The sequence below is a fragment of the Sphingopyxis sp. 550A genome (assembly GCF_053569535.1).
The window spans coordinates 1,684,367-1,700,839 of sequence record NZ_CM131615.1 but is presented as its reverse complement, the minus strand read 5'-3'; the positions used below and the strand labels follow the sequence as shown (position 1 = coordinate 1,700,839).

At 65.3% G+C, this 16,473-nt stretch carries 16 protein-coding genes; 5 read left to right on the top strand and 11 right to left on the bottom strand.

Annotated elements, in window-relative coordinates:
- Positions 1-27 precede the first annotated feature (27 nt).
- From ACVENA_RS08195 to hisI, 5 genes are all read right to left on the bottom strand, one after another.
- Entirely contained in the window at positions 28-1,512 is a 1,485-nt protein-coding gene (locus tag ACVENA_RS08195) for a phospholipase D-like domain-containing protein (RefSeq protein WP_449328378.1), read from the bottom strand.
- A gap of 46 nt (positions 1,513-1,558) precedes the next feature.
- Complete coding sequence (locus ACVENA_RS08190) at positions 1,559-3,361, bottom strand: acyl-CoA dehydrogenase C-terminal domain-containing protein (RefSeq protein WP_449328377.1); 1,803 nt, start codon at positions 3,359-3,361, stop codon at positions 1,559-1,561.
- A 64-nt stretch (positions 3,362-3,425) separates the two neighbouring features.
- On the bottom strand, positions 3,426-3,857 hold the full coding sequence (locus ACVENA_RS08185) for a MerR family transcriptional regulator (protein ID WP_257549977.1): 432 nt from the start codon (positions 3,855-3,857) through the stop codon (positions 3,426-3,428).
- A gap of 65 nt (positions 3,858-3,922) precedes the next feature.
- Positions 3,923-4,462, bottom strand: a complete 540-nt coding sequence (locus tag ACVENA_RS08180) for a hypothetical protein (protein WP_449328376.1) — start codon at positions 4,460-4,462, stop codon at positions 3,923-3,925.
- A complete protein-coding gene (gene hisI, locus ACVENA_RS08175; protein WP_449328375.1) occupies positions 4,455-4,829 on the bottom strand; it encodes a phosphoribosyl-AMP cyclohydrolase in 375 nt (124 codons plus the stop codon). Before hisI ends, ACVENA_RS08180 begins: the two co-directional genes overlap by 8 nt.
- 144 nt (positions 4,830-4,973) lie before the next feature.
- Between hisI and purF the strand changes: the two genes are divergently transcribed.
- From purF to ACVENA_RS08160, 3 genes are all read left to right on the top strand, one after another.
- Positions 4,974-6,431, top strand: a complete 1,458-nt coding sequence (gene purF, locus ACVENA_RS08170; protein ID WP_449328374.1) for an amidophosphoribosyltransferase — start codon at positions 4,974-4,976, stop codon at positions 6,429-6,431.
- Positions 6,432-6,435: 4 nt separating this feature from the next.
- On the top strand, positions 6,436-7,170 hold the full coding sequence (locus ACVENA_RS08165) for an SDR family NAD(P)-dependent oxidoreductase (RefSeq protein ID WP_257549968.1): 735 nt from the start codon (positions 6,436-6,438) through the stop codon (positions 7,168-7,170).
- 63 nt (positions 7,171-7,233) lie between these two features.
- Positions 7,234-7,617, top strand: coding sequence for a hypothetical protein (locus ACVENA_RS08160; protein ID WP_449328373.1), 384 nt, complete (start codon positions 7,234-7,236; stop codon positions 7,615-7,617).
- An 83-nt stretch (positions 7,618-7,700) separates the two neighbouring features.
- Here ACVENA_RS08160 and ACVENA_RS08155 read toward each other — a convergent pair whose 3' ends face one another.
- The 5 genes from ACVENA_RS08155 to ACVENA_RS08135 form a co-directional block, all read right to left on the bottom strand.
- Complete coding sequence (locus ACVENA_RS08155) at positions 7,701-8,885, bottom strand: serine hydrolase domain-containing protein (protein ID WP_449328912.1); 1,185 nt, start codon at positions 8,883-8,885, stop codon at positions 7,701-7,703.
- A 17-nt stretch (positions 8,886-8,902) separates the two neighbouring features.
- Positions 8,903-10,183, bottom strand: a complete 1,281-nt coding sequence (locus tag ACVENA_RS08150; protein WP_449328372.1) for a class I SAM-dependent methyltransferase — start codon at positions 10,181-10,183, stop codon at positions 8,903-8,905.
- Positions 10,184-10,328: 145 nt separating this feature from the next.
- On the bottom strand, positions 10,329-11,282 hold the full coding sequence (locus ACVENA_RS08145) for a metal-dependent hydrolase (RefSeq protein WP_449328371.1): 954 nt from the start codon (positions 11,280-11,282) through the stop codon (positions 10,329-10,331).
- Positions 11,283-11,322: 40 nt separating this feature from the next.
- Positions 11,323-12,360, bottom strand: a complete 1,038-nt coding sequence (locus ACVENA_RS08140) for a 2-oxoacid:ferredoxin oxidoreductase subunit beta (protein WP_449328370.1) — start codon at positions 12,358-12,360, stop codon at positions 11,323-11,325.
- Positions 12,357-14,219 carry a 2-oxoacid:acceptor oxidoreductase subunit alpha gene (locus tag ACVENA_RS08135; protein WP_449328369.1) on the bottom strand — a complete coding sequence of 621 codons (1,863 nt, stop codon included), beginning with the start codon at positions 14,217-14,219 and terminating at the stop codon, positions 12,357-12,359. Before ACVENA_RS08135 ends, ACVENA_RS08140 begins: the two co-directional genes overlap by 4 nt.
- Before the next feature lie 185 nt (positions 14,220-14,404).
- On the opposite strand from ACVENA_RS08135, the gene ACVENA_RS08130 reads away from it, so the two are divergent.
- Together ACVENA_RS08130 and ACVENA_RS08125 are read left to right on the top strand one after the other, a co-directional pair.
- Complete coding sequence (locus ACVENA_RS08130; RefSeq protein WP_449328368.1) at positions 14,405-15,346, top strand: alpha/beta hydrolase; 942 nt, start codon at positions 14,405-14,407, stop codon at positions 15,344-15,346.
- The gene (locus tag ACVENA_RS08125; RefSeq protein WP_257549950.1) at positions 15,343-15,816 is read left to right on the top strand and encodes an RNA pyrophosphohydrolase; all 474 of its coding nucleotides are present in this window, start codon (positions 15,343-15,345) and stop codon (positions 15,814-15,816) included. The genes ACVENA_RS08130 and ACVENA_RS08125 overlap by 4 nt, the downstream gene beginning before the upstream one ends.
- Here the strand turns inward: ACVENA_RS08125 and ACVENA_RS08120 are convergent.
- Complete coding sequence (locus ACVENA_RS08120) at positions 15,777-16,466, bottom strand: uracil-DNA glycosylase (protein ID WP_257549948.1); 690 nt, start codon at positions 16,464-16,466, stop codon at positions 15,777-15,779. The genes ACVENA_RS08125 and ACVENA_RS08120 overlap by 40 nt on opposite strands.
- Positions 16,467-16,473: the final 7 nt, after the last annotated feature.

Below are 16,473 nucleotides of genomic sequence, written 5' to 3'. Positions count from 1 at the left end.
CGCAAGTGATTATGCGCACAGCCTAAATCACGACCGACGCAGTCTCCGTCGCATCCAGTCGCGGCCGCGGTGCCAGCTCTTCTTCAGCCCACGCTCGGCGATGCCTTCGAACATCGCATCGGGGCTCGTGGGGTCAAGCAGTTCGTTATCGGCGATGAACTCGTCGAGCGGCCCCGGCGGGACGAGGTCGAGCATTTCGAGCGAGCGGCCGTCGCCGCGCAGCGCCTCGATCGTTTCGATCAGCGATCCCGCGGCATCGAAATGGTGCGCGACCTCTTCGGGGTCGACGTCCAGATGCTCGGCGATTAAGGACTCGCGCAGGCGCCGGATAGTGGGCTCGACGCCGCGGTTCGCGGGCAGCGCAGTGTCGATCGTCACGTCGCACTCGCTGTCGAGTCCCATCGATCGGTTGTTCATGTTCGCCGATCCGACGCGCAGCATCCGGTCGTCGACGATCGCGGTCTTGGCGTGGACATAGATGGGCTCGCCATCCTGCGTGCGCGGATAATAGACTTTCAGCCGGTCGCCGTGCTTCGCCTTCGCGACCGCGCGGACGAGCTGAACGCGTGCCGCGTCCATCGCCATCTGTTCGAGCCAGCCGTCGGCGGTCTTGGGCATCACCATCACGAATTCGGGCGGATCATCCTCGTCCAGCCGCTCGGCGATCGCGGCGGCGATCTTGCCGCAGGTGAAATATTGATTCTCGAAATAGACGAAACGCTTCGCGGCGGCGATCATGTCGAGATAGAGGCGCTCGATCTCGCGGATTTCGGGATGGCCGTCATATTCGGCGCGCGTGCGCGAAATGGCGACGTCGACGCCCTCGAAGTCCGGGTCGAGGTCGTCCGGCCAATTCTCTCCCTTGCCGCTCAATTCGCGCAGCGGCTTTTTCGTCGCGCGCTGCCAGCGCTCGTTGCCGAGGTCGGCGAGTGCGTTGCCGACCGGCCCCGCAAGGATCATCGTGCTGTCGTGCCACGGCATATAGGGCTTGCCGTCGGGCGCGGTGCGATGCGGATCGGCATCCTTGTGCTCGCGCGTGTCCCAGCGGTTCGCGCCGACATCGATGCCGCCGCACACCGCGAGGTGATCGTCGAACACCGCGACCTTCTGATGGTGACTGCACCCGACCGGATGCGCGCTGTCGAGGCGAAAACTGATCGAGCGCGTCAGCTTCCAGCGCAGCACCATCGAGACGATGCGCGGCATCGCGAACTGCTTGAGCCCGCCGAAATTCCAGCGCAGGATGTCGATGTCGCGATCGGGGCAGTTCTTCGCGAGGCGGAGCAGATAGTCGCCGAGCGGTTCGCCCTTCCCTTGGCTGTCGGGCTTCAGCGCGATGCGCGGGTCGAAGTCCCAGCCGATGAGCAGGATACGTTCCTTCGCATCGGCCATGAGCCGTTCGAGCAGCGCATAATAATCGGCGGCATCGACGATCATCCGCACCTTGTCGGCGCGCTCGATCCGCCAGCAGTTGCGGCCCTCGACGACGATCGGTGTCAGTTCGCTCCCCATCGCCGCCAGCACGCATGATGGCGGTGATGGTTGCAAGCGCTTTTCCTCAGGCGGCGAAGAATTGCTCCGGCGTCAGCGCCATCATCGCCTCACTACCCGCCTCGATCTTGCGGCGCAGTGCGCCGGCGTCGGGGATGAAGCGTTCGCCGAAGTGGCGCGCCGTCACGATCTTCGCCTCGAGAAACTCCTTGTTGCCGCGCCCGTCGTCGAGCGCTTTCTGCGCGGCTTCTGCCATGCGCAGCCACATCAGGCCGAGCGCGACGATGCCGGTGATGTGCATATAGTGATGCGCACCCGCGCCGACATTGTTCGGGTTGGTCATGCCGTTCGCCATGAACCACATGGTCGCGGCCTTGAGCTCGCCGTTCGCCTTTTCGAGGCGTCCCGCGAAATCGGCGAAGGCGGGCTTGCCCTTCGCGGCGGCGCATTCGGCGTCGACGATCGCGAAGAGGGCCTGGATCGCACGGCCGCCGTTCTGCGCGAGCTTGCGCCCGACGAGGTCCATCGCCTGCACCCCGTTCGCGCCTTCGTAGATCATGGTGATGCGGGCATCGCGGACATATTGGCTCATGCCCTGTTCCTCGATGTAGCCGTGGCCGCCGAACACCTGCTGCGCGTTCACCGCGACCTCGAACCCCTTGTCGGTGCCATAGCCCTTGATGACGGGGGTAAGCAGGCTGACGAGGTCGTCGGCCTGCTGGCGCTCCTCCTCGCTTTCGGCGGCATGGGTGAGGTCAACCTGCAGCGCGCCCCACAGGCAGAGCGCGCGCAGCCCCTCGACCACCGCCTTGCCGTCCATCAGCATCCGGCGCACGTCGGGGTGGACGAACAACGGATCGGCCTTTTCCTGCGGGTCGGCGGGGCCGGTGAGCGCGCGGCCCTGACGGCGGTCCTGCGCATATTGCACCGCATTCTGGAAGGCGATGTCGGCCTGTCCCAGCCCCTGGATGCCGACGCCGAGGCGCGCGGCGTTCATCATCACGAACATCGCGGCGAGGCCCTTATTCTCCTCGCCGACCATCCAGCCTTTCGCGCCGTCATAATTCATCACGCAGGTCGCATTGGCGTGGATACCCATCTTGTGCTCGATCGAGCCGCACGACAGCGTATTGCGCTCGCCGAGCGAGCCGTCGTCGTTGACGAGGAACTTTGGCACGATGAACAGCGAGATGCCCTTGACGCTGTCGGGCGCGTCGGGAGTCTTCGCGAGGACGAGGTGGATGATGTTGTCGGTCAGGTCGTGCTCGCCCGACGAAATGAAGATCTTGGTGCCGGTGATCGCGTGGCTGCCGTCGCCGTTCGGCACCGCGCGGGTGCGGATCAGGCCGAGGTCGGTGCCGCAGTGCGGCTCGGTCAGGTTCATCGTCCCGCCCCATTCGCCCGAGATCATCCGCGGCGCATAGGTCGCCTTCTGCTCATCCGATCCCTTGACGAGGATCGCGGCGACCGCGGCCTGCGTCAGCCCCGGATACATGGCGAAGGCCTGGTTCGCGGCCATGCGATATTCCTCGACCGGAAAGCCGACGACGTGCGGCAGGCCCTGCCCGCCGAATTCCTCGGGCTGGGTCAGCAGCGTCCAGCCGGACTCGCAATAGGCCTTATAGGCCTCTTTGAACCCGTCGGGCGTCGTCACCGATCCGTCGTCGTGGCGGGTGCAGCCCTGCTGGTCGCCCGAATAGTTGATCGGAAACAGCACTTCCTCGCAGAATTTGGCCGCTTCGGTCAGCACCGCCTCGACCATGTCGGGCGACGCATTGGCGAAGCCCGGCAGGGCCGCATAGCGATCGATGCCGAGCACGTCGTTGAGCAGGAACAGCGTATCTTGAACGGGGGCGCGGTAAACGGGCATGACTCGTCTTTCTGAAAATCACGGGTTGGCAAATATCTCGCCCGGGGAGGCCAGGAGCCGAAGCTCAGCGCACTTTTCGGCCTGCCTCGACCTTTTTGACCGTATCGATGAACCGTGTCAGTTCGTCGACGGCGCTATCGATATCGTCGCGCTGGCGCTGCAACAACGCAATCCGCTGCTCGCACTTTTCTATCGTCACCTGGCGCTGGGTCTTGCGCCCGTCGCCGACGTCGTAGAGGTCGATCATCTCGCGAATGTCGGCCAGGCTGAAACCGGTGCGCTTCGCGCGCAATATCCAGGCGAGCCGCGCGCGGTCGCGCTTCGAATAGATGCGCGACAAGCCGCGGCGCGAAGGGCTGATCAGCCCTTCGTCCTCGTAAAAGCGCAGCGCGCGCGCGGTGACACCGAATTCGGTCGACAGATCGGTGATGCTGAACTGGTCGCGGCCGAGGTGATCGGGCGTATCGATATGGGCGTGGCCGTATTCTTCGGTCATGCGGCGAGGATAGTTTCCGTTGACGTGAACGTCAAGGCTGGCCGAGCGGCAGGGCGCCTGCAACATCAATCGCCGCAGAGCCCGATGATATTGCCGCGCCCGTCGCTGATACGCAAGCGTTTCGCATCCTCTTCGGACCAGCTCGCGCGCGGCAGATCGAGCCCGGCGAGCGAAGCGCGCGCGGGGCACAGGCTGTCGCATTGCGACGACAGCTTTCCGGGCAGGCGAAGCTCGTCCTCTTCCTCGCGCACCAGCATGTCGCAGTCCTCGACACCGGCAAAGCGCATCCGCCAACCGTCGCGCTCGCTCGTCATCGTGCCGCGCGCGGTGCAGCGCAGGCCGGGGCCGAAGGACGCCGTGACCGCGAAGCGCCAGCGCCCCGCTCCATCGGGGACCGCGCACATCGCGTCGCGCCCCAGTTCATGGCTTCGCTCGAACACGCCGGTGGGTGTCGCCGTGTCGGGACGAACGACCCCGCGCTCGCGCGCCGCGATTTCGAGCGGATTGCCCGCGTCGATTTCGCTGCCCGCGCGATCGGGCGCCCCCCGGTCGCAGCCGGCAAGCAACAGCGGCAGGATCAACCAGAGAGCGCGGCGATCAGGCATCGTCATCAAGGAACGTCAGCGACCCATCGCGTTCGACCCGGCGATAGAAGCACGAGCGGCGCCCGGTGTGGCACGCTGGCCCCGCCGGTCGGACGCGCAGCAGCAGCGCATCCTGGTCGCAATCCACGCGCATCTCGACCAGTGTCAGCTCATTGCCCGACGTCTCGCCCTTGCGCCACAGCGAGCGGCGCGAGCGCGACCAGAAATGCGCCGCGCCGGTCTGCTGCGTCAGCCGGATCGCATCGGCGTTCATATGCGCCACCATCAGCAACGTGCCGGTCTCCGCATCGGTGACGATCGCGGTGACGAGGCCCGCGGCGTCGAAGCGCGGCAGGAAGCGGTCGGTTTCGTCGCTGGCAGGGTCCATGCGCAGCGCTTTAGAGCAGGACCGGGGCCGCTGTCACCCCACCGGTGGCGGCGCTCGATGACAATAGTGTGAAGTTGGGGGGCGACATTTGGAACAACCGCTCCTATATGCGCGGCAGTCACCGCCCCCTGCCCCTGGATCGACATGCTGACGACGCATCCTTTCGATGACGACAAGCTCCGCGAGGAGTGCGGCGTCTTTGGTATCCATGGCGCCGAAAGCGCCGCCGCCGTGGTCGCGCTGGGGCTGCACGCCCTGCAGCACCGCGGGCAGGAAGCCGCCGGGATCACCGCCTTCGACGGCAAGGAATTCCACACCCACCGGGCGATGGGGCATGTCGCGGGCAATTTCGACCGCGACGACATCATGCGCCAGCTTGGCGGTAATTCGTCGATCGGCCATGTCCGCTATTCGACGACGGGCGAAACCGCGCTGCGCAACGTCCAGCCCTTGTTCGCCGACCTGGCGACCGGCGGCTTCGCGGTCGCGCACAACGGCAATATCTCGAACGCGACGGCGCTGCGCAAGATTCTCGTGCGTCGCGGTTCGATCTTCCAGTCGACCAGCGATACCGAGGTGATCATCCACCTCGTCGCGACGTCCAACTACCGCACCCTGCTCGACCGCTTCATCGACGCGCTGAAACAGGTCGAGGGCGCCTATTCGCTGATCTGCCTGACCGCCGAGGGCATGATCGGATGCCGCGACCCGCTCGGCATCCGCCCGCTCGTTCTCGGCAAGCTGGGCGACGCCTATATCCTCGCGTCGGAGACGGTGGCGCTAGACGTCGTCGGGGCCGAATTCGTCCGCTCGGTCGAGCCCGGCGAACTGGTGATCATCCGCGAGGGCGAACTGACGTCGCACCACCCCTTCGCCGAACGCGCGGCGCGGCCGTGCATCTTCGAATATGTCTATTTCTCGCGCCCCGATTCGATCGTCGACGGGACGAGCGTCTATTCGGTGCGCAAGGCGATCGGCGCCGAACTGGCGCGCGAAAATCCGGTCGATGCCGACCTCGTCATTCCGGTCCCCGATTCGGGCACCCCGGCGGCGATCGGCTATGCGCAGGAATCGGGCATTCCCTTCGAGCTTGGGATCATCCGTTCACACTATGTCGGCCGCACCTTCATCCAGCCGGGCGACAAGGTTCGCCACCTCGGCGTCAAGCTGAAGCACAATGCCAACCGCGCGCTGATCGCGGGCAAGCGCATCGTGCTGATCGACGATTCGATCGTGCGCGGCACGACCAGCCTCAAGATCGTGCAGATGATGCGCGATGCGGGCGCGGCCGAGGTGCATATGCGGATCGCCAGCCCGCCGACCCAGCATAGCTGCTTTTACGGCGTCGACACGCCCGAGCGCGCGAAACTGCTCGCGGCGCAGATGACGGTCGGGCAGATGGCGAATTTCATCAACGCGGACAGCCTGTCCTTCCTGACCATCGACGGCCTCTATCGTGCGCTCGGCGAAGCGAAGCGCGCCGACGACGCTCCGCAATATTGCGACGCCTGCTTCACCGGCGACTATCCGACGACGCTGACCGATTTCGACGAAAACAGCATCGACGATCAGTTTTCGCTGCTTGCCGAGCGGGTTGTCTGACGACATGACCATAAAATCTGAAGAATTGGCGGGCCAGGTCGCGCTCGTCACCGGGGCGAGCCGCGGCATCGGCGAAGCGATCGCGGAATCGCTCGCGGCGCGCGGCGCGCATGTCGTGATCACCGCGCGCACCGCGGGCGGGCTTGAGGACCTCGAGGACCGCATCCACAACGCCGGCGGCAGCGCGACGATCGCGCCGCTCGACCTCACCGACGGCGACAGCATCGCCCGCCTCGCGAGCGCGATGGCCGAGCGCTGGAAAAAGCTCGACATGTTGGTCCTGAACGCCGCGATGCTCGGCACGCTGACTCCGGTCGCGGCGATCGACGGCAAGGAATTCAACCGCCTGCTGACGCTGAACCTGATCGCGCAGCAGGCGCTGATCGCCAATTTCGACCCGCTACTTCGCCGTGCGACAAGCGGCCGCCTGCTCGCGCTGTCGAGCGGCGTCGCACGCAACCCGCGCGCCTATTGGGGCGCCTATGCCGCGTCGAAGGCCGCGCTCGAAGCGCTGGTGACCAGCTATGGCGCGGAAATGCGCAATATCTCGGGCGTCCGCACCGCGATCCTCGATCCCGGCGGCACCCGCACCCAGATGCGCGCGCGCGCCTATCCGGGCGAAGATCCGCACAGCATCAAGGATCCCGCGGCGGTCGGCGAATTCGTCGCTGCGATGATGGTCGAGGGTTTCGACAGCACCGCTTTTCACGCGCTGCCCAAAGTGATGCTGGACGCTTAACCCGTTCTTTGCAACTCTGTGCCAAATGCGGGCAGGTTTGGAGTTGGGGCGAAGGTTTTGGGAATGAAAAACAGCATCTTGCGATCGGCGATCGCCGCTTTGGTCGGCATCCTCGTCGCCTTCGCCCTGCTCTGGCTGGCGCAATATGCGGGCAGCGAGATCGCCCCCGCCGAATATGACGTTAATACGGGAGAAATCCTGATCCCGCTGGGCTCGACGATCGCGCTGATCGTCGGCTGGTTCGTCGGCACCTTCGGTGGCGCGTGGCTCGCTATGCGGGTTTCGGGCGGCAACGGCCCGGGCTGGGTCGTCGCCGGCGCAGTGATCGGCGCGGCGCTCTATAGCGCCGCCGATTTTTCGGATAGCTGGTGGATCATGGCGTTGGGCGTGCTCGTTCCCTTCGCCGCAGCTTGGGTCGCGCAGCGGGCTGCGGGCGCCGCGGCCTGATCGTCGCCCCCGCGAAGGCGGGGGCCGCTATCAGCGTAGCGCAAGGCGACCAGCTGCCCTCGCCTTCGCGGGGGCGACAGGTTTTATTTCGCCTCCCGATCCACCGCCGCCTGCACCGCCTTGTAAAAGGCCTCGCGCGCCTTGCCAACGCCTTCGGGGTCGGTGGCGGTCGGCCAGTTGCCATTCGAGGCGATCACCAGCTTACGCTTCGGGTCGATGAAGATGCCCTGACCGAAAATGCCCTGCGCGGCGAAGCTGCCGTCGTCGTTCGTCCACCATTGATAGCCATAGCCGCGCCCCGGCAAGTCGATGTCGGCCTGCTTGGTGGTGGCTGCGGGCAGCCAGTCGTCGGGCAGCACTTTCTGCCCGCCCGCGACGCCGCCGTTCAGGATGAATTCGCCGAGCCGCGCATAATCGCGCAGGCTCGCCGAGATGCAGCAGCCGCTGATCTCATGCCCCGTCGGCCCGAGCATCCACACCGCGTCCTGCTCCATGCCGAAGGGCTTCCACACCTTCTCCGACAGATAGTCGGACAGTGTCTTGCCGGTCGCGCTCGACACCAGCACGCCGATCAAATTGGTCTCGCCGGTCTTGTAGACCCATTTCGACCCCGCAGGCGCCTCGCGGGGCAGCGTCTTCATATAGCTGACGGTGATATCCTCGCCCGCGACCGGCTTTTGCAGATTGAACTGCGCGACGTCGGATTTGGGATCGGTATAATCCTCGTTCCATTTGACGCCCGACGTCATCGTCAAAAGCTGTCGCACGCTGACGTCGTCATAGGCCGAGCCGCGCAGGCCGGGGATATAGACGGTCACCTTGTCGTCGAGGCTTTTGATATAGCCGTCCTTCACCGCCGCGCCGACGAGCGTCGAGGTGAAGCTCTTGGCGACCGAAAAGCTGGTCCAGCGGCCTGCCGCGGCATAGCCGAGCGCATATTTTTCGAGCCGGATCTTGCCGTCCTGGACGATGATCAGTCCCGCGTTGCGTTGCTGCGCCATATGCGCGTCGACATCGAGGCCGAGGTCGATCGGTTTGCCCTCGGGCAGCGGGTAAACGGGGCCGCCCGCCTTGATCGTGTGGACGACGACCTTGGGAACCGTCTCCATCGTGCGGAAAGCGGCGTCACGCTGGTCCTGGCTCCAAAACAGCACGTTCAAATCCTCCGGCAGTTTCTGGGAAATGGTGTCGGCGGTCTGCGCCGTCGCGGGGGCGGTCAGCGCCGCCGTCGCCGTGCCCAACAGCACGGCCGCCCAAAATCTTCGCATCATTCTCTCCCCTGTTTTCAGGCTGTTTTTTCCAAAGTGACCTGCGCAACGTCGATACCGCCGCCGCGAAAACCGCCTTCGCAATATTGCAGATAATAGCGCCAGAGCCGCACGAAACGCTCGTCGAAGCCCGCTGGCAGCCGCCCGTCCGCGACTGCGACGTCGAAGCGCTCGCGCCACTGGCGCAGTGTCTCGGCATAGTCGGTGCCGAAGCGGTGGACGTCGCGCCACGCAAGACCCCGCTCCTCGGCGAGCGCGCGAAAACGGCTTTCGGACATCAGGCAGCCGCCCGGAAAAATATAGGCCTGGATGAAATCGGTGCTCGCCGCATAGCGTTCGAACAGCGCGTCGGTGATCAGGATATACTGGATCGCGGCGCGCCCGCCGGGACGCAGCAGCCGCGCGATCGCATCCATATAGGCAGGCCAATAGGCCTGTCCCACCGCCTCGACCATCTCGACGCTGGCAATCGCGTCATAGGGACCCACGGCATCGCGATAGTCGCAAAGCTCGATTGCCGAACGGCCCGACAGATCGACGGCGTTCAGCCGCCGGTCCGCGACCTCTGCCTGCGCGGGAGACAGGGTGATACCGGTATAGATCACGTCGTGACGTTCGACCGCACGCTCGGCGAGCGCCCCCCAGCCGCAGCCGATCTCCAGCAACCGACTACCCGATCGAAGGTCGAGACGGTCCAGAATCGCATCGACCTTCGCCGCCTGCGCGTCTTCGAGCGACTGGCCCGGATCGGCGAAAAGCGCGCTGGAATAGTTCATCCCCTTGTCGAGCCATAGGCGGTAGAAATCATTGCCGAGGTCATAATGCGCATGGATATTGCGGCGAGCGCCCGCGCGGCTGTTGCGGTTCAGGAAATGCGCCGCCCGCGCCATCCATCGCCACGGCCCGCGCGACCGCCCCGCATTGCCGAGCGCCTCGCCATTGCGCATGAACAGGTCGAACAGCGGCACCGGGTCGGGCGAATCCCATTCCCCCAAGTCCCACGCGCGATACCAGCCGACCGACCCCGACAAAGCGAGCCGCACCAGCGCGGTCCAGCTTTTGAGATAGACGACCGCGGTCGGCCCCTTGCCACGCCCGCCGAGAATACGCACGCTGCCGTCGGGCAAATAGCCCTCGAGCGTTCCGTGCGCGAGCCCGGCGTCGATCCGGTCGAGCTGACGATGAAAAAAGCGCGCCGGCGCCAGCGCCATCAGCCGCGCCAGCGCCCCCCCCGAGCCGAACGCCCGGTCGGCGCGAAGCAGCTCCTTGCCGCGGCGGGGACTGACATGCGTGTTCATTATCGCCTTCCTGCCGCAAAAGCGGCATCCTGACAATCGGCCGTGCACGCCGTCATGGCGTCACACGATGAAAGGGAGCGAAACGCGCGGCGATCGGCGTTTCCGAACGAGGAACGCGCATAGCCTTTTGAGGGTTGCGCGGCGGTCATTCAGGATGGCTGGCGGTGTCGGGCGCCGTCACGCGAACCATGAATCGGTCGCGTGCGAAGGATTGCATATAGCGTTGGTCGTGCAGGACGATCGCATTGCCGTCGCGCTCGGCGATCGGCATCCGCGCCCAGAACAGAAAGGCACGCGCCGCCGGGTCGGCCTTCACCCATGTCGCAAGGCGCGGATCGTCCATCCCCGTCGGCTTGCCGACAATGTCGAGCGTGCCCCCGACGCCGGGCGCGAAGGTGCCGCTGCCGTAGCGATCGCCGGCGCGCCAGAAGATGTCGCGTTTCCAGAAGGCCAGCGGCGGCGGACTGGCGACGGCGACTATGTCGGTCTTTCCGGTCGCGCGCAGCGCTTCGGTGGTCGTTCGCTCCGCAACATTCGTGATCAGGCCGTTCGCGGCGATATAGACGCACACCGCCGCAAAGCCGGTCCAGGCGGGGCGCCGCCAACCGGCCTGGCCACGCCGTTCGCTCCGCAACGAGAGCCAGACCGACAGGCCGAGCGCAAGCCATATCCAAAGGTCGATGATGAACAGCGTGTCACCGTAGAACCAGCGCGAACTGAAGGGTTCGAGCAGCCGGATGCCGTAGTTGTTGAGCCAGTCGAACGCCGGATGGCTGAGACAGCCGATATAGCAGAGCGCGAGCAACCAGCCCTTATCGATGGGCACGCGCTTCGCCGGCCGCGTGCCGCGCCGCGCCTGCCAGCGATCGAGCGCGATCAGCAGCGCCCACAGCAATAGGGGCAGAACGAGCAACGCAATCGGCCCATGCGTGATCCCGCGCCGCATCGCGAGCGATTCGATGCCATAGAGGGTGCAGCCCGCGTCGATGTCGGGCAGGTTAGCGGCCAGAATCAACGCCGGCATCGCAAGGCCGGTCTTCCGCTTGAGCCCCAGCTGACCGAGAACGGCACCGACGAGACTGTGGGTCAGATTGTCCATGACTGCTTATAGAGCCGGTCCGGGCCGGCTTCGCAGGAGATCAAAGATCCGGCCCGCTTTCTGTCACCGTCCAGGTCTGCCCTTTCTTCAGCAGGTTTTGCAGGTCCGCCGTCTTGCCTTCGCTCGCGGCCTTGTTCTGGCGCCAGACGTCAGCCTCGAAGGTCGGGCGCGGGTCGTCGTAGAGGACACCGAGCGCCATCGGGAATTCGCCGAAACGCATCTCGACGAGCATATGCGCCACGCTGCGGTTGGTGACGTCGTGGACGATCACCCCCGCCGCCTGCCAGTCGCCGTCGACGACATCGACGACTTTCAGCGTCAGCGCCTGACTATCGAGTGCGATGCCCTTCGTGCCCTTGGCGAACAGCATCGGCTCACCCTGCTTGAGCCAGAGCTGGCGGTCCTCGGCACCCTTGGGCGCGGCGAAATCCTCGAACACGTCTTTATTGTAAACGATACAGTTCTGGAAAATCTCGATAAAGGCAGCGCCCTTGTGCGCGTGCGCGGCCTTCAGCACGTTCGGCAACTCCTTCGAGACGTCGAACCCGCGCGCGACGAAGCGCGCGCCGGCGCCGAGCGCGAACGCCGCGGGCTGCGCGGGACGGTCGACCGAGCCGTATGGGGTCGAGGGGCTGGTCGTGCCGACACGGCTGGTCGGCGAATATTGCCCTTTGGTCAGGCCATAGATCTCGTTGTTGAACAGCATGATCTGGCAATCGAGATTGCGGCGGATCAGGTGCATCGTGTGGTTGCCGCCGATCGACAGCCCGTCACCGTCGCCGGTGACGATCCACACGTCGAGTTCGGGATTGGCGAGCTTCAACCCGGTCGCGAACGCCGGCGCGCGGCCGTGGATCGTGTGGAAGCCATAGCTTTCCATATAATAGGGAAAGCGCGATGAGCAGCCGATGCCGCTGATGAACACCGTATTCTCCGGCACCGCGCCGATGTCGGGCAAGGTGCGCTGTACCGCCTTCAGGATCGCATAATCGCCGCAGCCGGGGCACCAGCGGACCTCCTGATCGGTCTCCCAATCCTTGAGCGTCGTCGTCCGCGCGATGGTGGTCATTTCGTTCATTGCAGCGCCTCCTCGATCGCGCTCTCGATTTCGGCGATGGTGAAAGGCTGGCCCGAAACCTTGTTCACCGGCTTCGCATCGACCAGATACTGGTCGCGCAGCACGGTTTTGAGCTGTCCCGTGTTCATCTCCGGCACGATCACCTTGTCATAGCTTTTGAGCAGCGCGCCCAGATTCGCCGGCAGCGGCCAGATGTGGCGGATGTGGATATGGCTGACGTCCACACCCTCGGCGCGCTTGCGGCGCACCGCCTGATGGATCGGACCGAAGGTCGAGCCCCAGCCGACGACCGCGAGCTTGCCGCCCTGGGCGCCGAGTTCGACGACCTGATCGGGCACCTTGATGCCGTCGATCTTGTCCTTGCGGATGTCGGTCATCGCCTGATGGTTCGACGGGGCATAGTTGATGTGGCCGGTGTCGACCTCCTTCTCGATCCCGCCGATGCGGTGGAGAAGGCCGGGGGTACCCGGCTTGACCCATGGCCGTGCGAGCTTTTCGTCGCGGCCATAGGGCTTGAAACCACCTTCGGGGACCTCGGTCAGGAATTGAACCGGGAAATCCTCATAACTGGCAAGGTCGGGGACTGCCCAGGGCTCGGCGGCGTTGGCGATATAACCGTCGGTCAGCAGCATCACCGGGGTCATATATTGCACCGCGATCCGGCACGCCTCGATCGCGCATTCGAACGCATCGCCGGGCGAGCGCGCCGCGATCACCGGCATCGGCGCGTCGCCGTTGCGGCCGTAAACCGCCTGATAGAGGTCCGATTGCTCGGTCTTGGTGGGAAGGCCCGTCGACGGGCCGCCGCGCTGCGAATTGACGATGACGAGCGGCAGCTCGGTCATGATCGCGAGCCCCATCGCCTCGCCCTTGAGCGCAATGCCGGGGCCGGACGAAGAGGTCACGCCGAGCGAGCCGCCATAGCTCGCACCGATCGCCGAGCAGATCGCCGCGATTTCGTCCTCGGCCTGGAAGGTCGTGACGTCATATTCCTTGAGCCGCGACAGATGATGCAGGATCGCCGACGCAGGCGTGATCGGATAGCCGCCGAAGAACATCGGCAGCTTGGCAAGCTGCGCCCCCGCGACGAGGCCGAGCGCGATGCCCTCCGCCCCTGTCAGCGTGCGATAGAGGCCCGGCGCGACCGGCGCGGGATCGACATGATGCTGCTTGAGCGGTCCCGCGAGTTCGGCGGTCTCGCCATAGGCGTGGCCCGCGTTGAGCGCCGCGACGTTCGCCGCCGCCAGTTCGGGCGCCTTGGCGAATTTGGCGTTCAGCCAGTCGATCAGCGGCTGACGATCGCGGTCGAACATCCAGAGCGCGAGCCCCAGCGTCCACATATTCTTGCAGCGCAACGCTTCCTTGTTGCCCAGCCCGAACGGCTTCACCGCATCCATTGTGAGCTGGCTGATATTGAGCTTGAGGAGCTGCCACTTCGCAAGGCTACCGTCGTCGAGCGGGTTCGACTCATATTTGGCCTTGGCAAGGTTGCGGTCGTTGAACTCGCCCTCATCGGCGATGATCAGGCCGCCGAGTTTCAGATTGCCCACATTGGTCTTGAGCGCCGCGGGGTTCATCGCGACGAGCACGTCGGGCGCGTCGCCCGCGGTGTCGATCGACGACGAGCCGAAGTTGATCTGAAAGGCGGAGACACCGAACAATGTCCCCTGCGGCGCCCGGATTTCTGCCGGAAAATCGGGGAAGGTCGCGAAATCATTGCCCGCCAGGGCCGACGACAGCGTGAACTGACCGCCGGTCAGTTGCATCCCGTCGCCGCTATCGCCTGCAAATCGTACCACCACTGCGTCGGAAAGAGGGGACTGCCGCTGGTCGGCTCCGTCCGCTACCGCTGTCGCCATTTTCTGTATCTGCCTTTGAATCTTGCGAACCTCTGACATGGGCCTAGGCCCGCGAGCCGCAAGCCGCAATTCAGAAAAAATTGTGCGCTGCAAAGGCGAAGCGCGTGACGGGTTTCATTTTGCGATTGAATATCGGCGGGCGATGCCGAATAGCTGGGGCCGAAAAACAATCGAGGGATGACAGGATGACCGACGGCACGACCCATTATACCCGGCCCGACGTGGCCGCCTTTCTCGCTTTCCTGAATGCCCAGGAAGGCCCGAAAATGGAGGAGATGCCGCCCGAGGCGGGCCGCCAGATGATGCGCGTGATGGGGCAGATGGCCGACGTGCCGCGCGGCGAAATCGCGAAGGTCGAGGACAAGGCGATTCCCGGCCCCGCGGGCGACATCCCGATCCGCATCTATGACAATCGTCCCGACCGTGCGGCGGGGCCGGTGATGGTCTTCTATCACGGCGGCGGCTGGGTGATCGGCGACCTCGAAACCCACGATCCCTATTGCGCCGAAGCCGCGCGCATCCTCGACATGCCGGTGGTCGCGGTCGATTACCGGCTCGCGCCCGAACATCCCTTCCCTGCCGCGCCGATCGACTGCGAGGCGGCGACGCGTTGGGTCGCGGAAAATATTCCCTGTACCGGCCTTGTCCTCTCGGGCGACAGCGCGGGCGGCAATCTGACCATCGTCACCGCGCTCGCGCTGCGCGACGCACCAGCGTCGAAGCCGGTAGTGGCGATCCATCCGATCTATCCCGCCGTGACGACGCACAACGACTGGCAGAGCTACCGCGATTTCAGCGAGGGCCATCTGCTCACCGAGGCCGGCATGATCTGGTTCGGCGAGCAATACGCCGCCGACCCCGCCGATCGCCGCGCCTCGCCGATCGATTTTCCCGCCGAGGGCCTGCCGCCGACGCTGCTGATCACCGCCGGGCTCGACCCGCTGCGCGACCAGGGCCGGGCCTATGCCGCGAAGCTGATCGAGGCGGGCGTGCCGACGACCTATCGCGAGGCGAAGGGCAATATCCACGGCTATATCTGCCTCGCGCAGGGCATCCCGAGCGCGAGGGACGACATTCGCGGCGCCTTGACAGTGCTGAAGGCGATCGTCACCGAAGCGACCGCATGAGCGACGAGTCCCTCCCCTATCGCCCCTGCGCCGGCGTGATGCTGGCGAACCGCGACGGCCGCGTCTTCGTCGGCCAGCGACTCGATTCGTCGGCCGACGCGTGGCAGATGCCGCAGGGCGGGATCGATCCGGGCGAAGAGGCCGAGGACGCGGCGATCCGCGAGCTTGGCGAGGAAACCGGCATCCACGGCGGCCTCGTCGAGATCATCGCGCGCAGCAAGACCGAGCATTTTTACGACCTGCCCGACCATCTGATGGGCAAGATGTGGGGCGGCCGATACCGCGGCCAGCGCCAGCACTGGTTCCTGATGCGCTTCATGGGCGACGACGGCGACGTCAATATTGCGACCCCGCACCCCGAATTCCGTTCGTGGCGCTGGGTCGAACTCGACGATCTCGAAAAGCTGATCGTGCCGTTCAAGCGCCAGCTCTACCGCGCCGTCGTCGAGGAATTCCGTTCGCTCGTCTGATCGCGCAGCGCGAGCGCGGTACGGAAGACGTCGGCGAACATCGCGGGCGTAAGCCGCCCGGTGTTCGTATTGTAGCGAGAGCAATGATAGCTGTCGACGAGATGCCGCCCGCTCGGCAGCGCATGGACCGCCCCGTGCGCGAAACGACAGGCGGCGAGCCGAACGCCCTCCGCTCTCAACGCGGCATCATGCGCGATGCGTCCCAGCGCGATGACAACCTTGACCTTCGACAGCGCCGCCATCTGCCCCTCGAAAAAGGGGCGGCAATGGGCGATTTCGCTGGGGATCGGCTTGTTCTGTAGCGGGAGGCATTTGACGCTGTTGACGATGATCGCGCCGTCGAGAGTCAGCCCGTCGTCAATGCGCGCCGCATAATGCCCCTTACTGAGCCCGAATTCGGCGAGCGTCGCGAACAGCAGATCGCCGGCATAGTCGCCGGTAAAGGGCCGTCCCGTGCGGTTCGCGCCATGCTTGCCGGGCGCGAGTCCCGCAAAGGCCAGCCACGCATCGGGGTCGCCGAAAGCGGGAACAGGCGCATTCCACCAGTCGGGATATTCGGCCTGGCACGCATGCCGTAGCGCCACGAGCCGCGGACAGCGCGGGCAATCACGCGGCGGCTCGCTTTCGGGCAAAGGGCTGTCAATCTCCACGCGGCTG

What these genes read in the sequence shown, in the direction of transcription:
- ACVENA_RS08195 (WP_449328378.1), bottom strand. Translation starts at nt 1,512, where the DNA reads ATGGGGAGCGAACTGACACCGATCGTCGTCGAGGGCCGCAACTGCTGG.
- ACVENA_RS08190 (WP_449328377.1), bottom strand. Translation starts at nt 3,361, where the DNA reads ATGCCCGTTTACCGCGCCCCCGTTCAAGATACGCTGTTCCTGCTCAAC.
- ACVENA_RS08185 (WP_257549977.1), bottom strand. Translation starts at nt 3,857, where the DNA reads ATGACCGAAGAATACGGCCACGCCCATATCGATACGCCCGATCACCTC.
- ACVENA_RS08180 (WP_449328376.1), bottom strand. Translation starts at nt 4,462, where the DNA reads ATGCCTGATCGCCGCGCTCTCTGGTTGATCCTGCCGCTGTTGCTTGCC.
- hisI (WP_449328375.1), bottom strand. Translation starts at nt 4,829, where the DNA reads ATGGACCCTGCCAGCGACGAAACCGACCGCTTCCTGCCGCGCTTCGAC.
- purF (WP_449328374.1), top strand. Translation starts at nt 4,974, where the DNA reads ATGCTGACGACGCATCCTTTCGATGACGACAAGCTCCGCGAGGAGTGC.
- ACVENA_RS08165 (WP_257549968.1), top strand. Translation starts at nt 6,436, where the DNA reads ATGACCATAAAATCTGAAGAATTGGCGGGCCAGGTCGCGCTCGTCACC.
- ACVENA_RS08160 (WP_449328373.1), top strand. Translation starts at nt 7,234, where the DNA reads ATGAAAAACAGCATCTTGCGATCGGCGATCGCCGCTTTGGTCGGCATC.
- ACVENA_RS08155 (WP_449328912.1), bottom strand. Translation starts at nt 8,885, where the DNA reads ATGCGAAGATTTTGGGCGGCCGTGCTGTTGGGCACGGCGACGGCGGCG.
- ACVENA_RS08150 (WP_449328372.1), bottom strand. Translation starts at nt 10,183, where the DNA reads ATGAACACGCATGTCAGTCCCCGCCGCGGCAAGGAGCTGCTTCGCGCC.
- ACVENA_RS08145 (WP_449328371.1), bottom strand. Translation starts at nt 11,282, where the DNA reads ATGGACAATCTGACCCACAGTCTCGTCGGTGCCGTTCTCGGTCAGCTG.
- ACVENA_RS08140 (WP_449328370.1), bottom strand. Translation starts at nt 12,360, where the DNA reads ATGAACGAAATGACCACCATCGCGCGGACGACGACGCTCAAGGATTGG.
- ACVENA_RS08135 (WP_449328369.1), bottom strand. Translation starts at nt 14,219, where the DNA reads ATGGCGACAGCGGTAGCGGACGGAGCCGACCAGCGGCAGTCCCCTCTT.
- ACVENA_RS08130 (WP_449328368.1), top strand. Translation starts at nt 14,405, where the DNA reads ATGACCGACGGCACGACCCATTATACCCGGCCCGACGTGGCCGCCTTT.
- ACVENA_RS08125 (WP_257549950.1), top strand. Translation starts at nt 15,343, where the DNA reads ATGAGCGACGAGTCCCTCCCCTATCGCCCCTGCGCCGGCGTGATGCTG.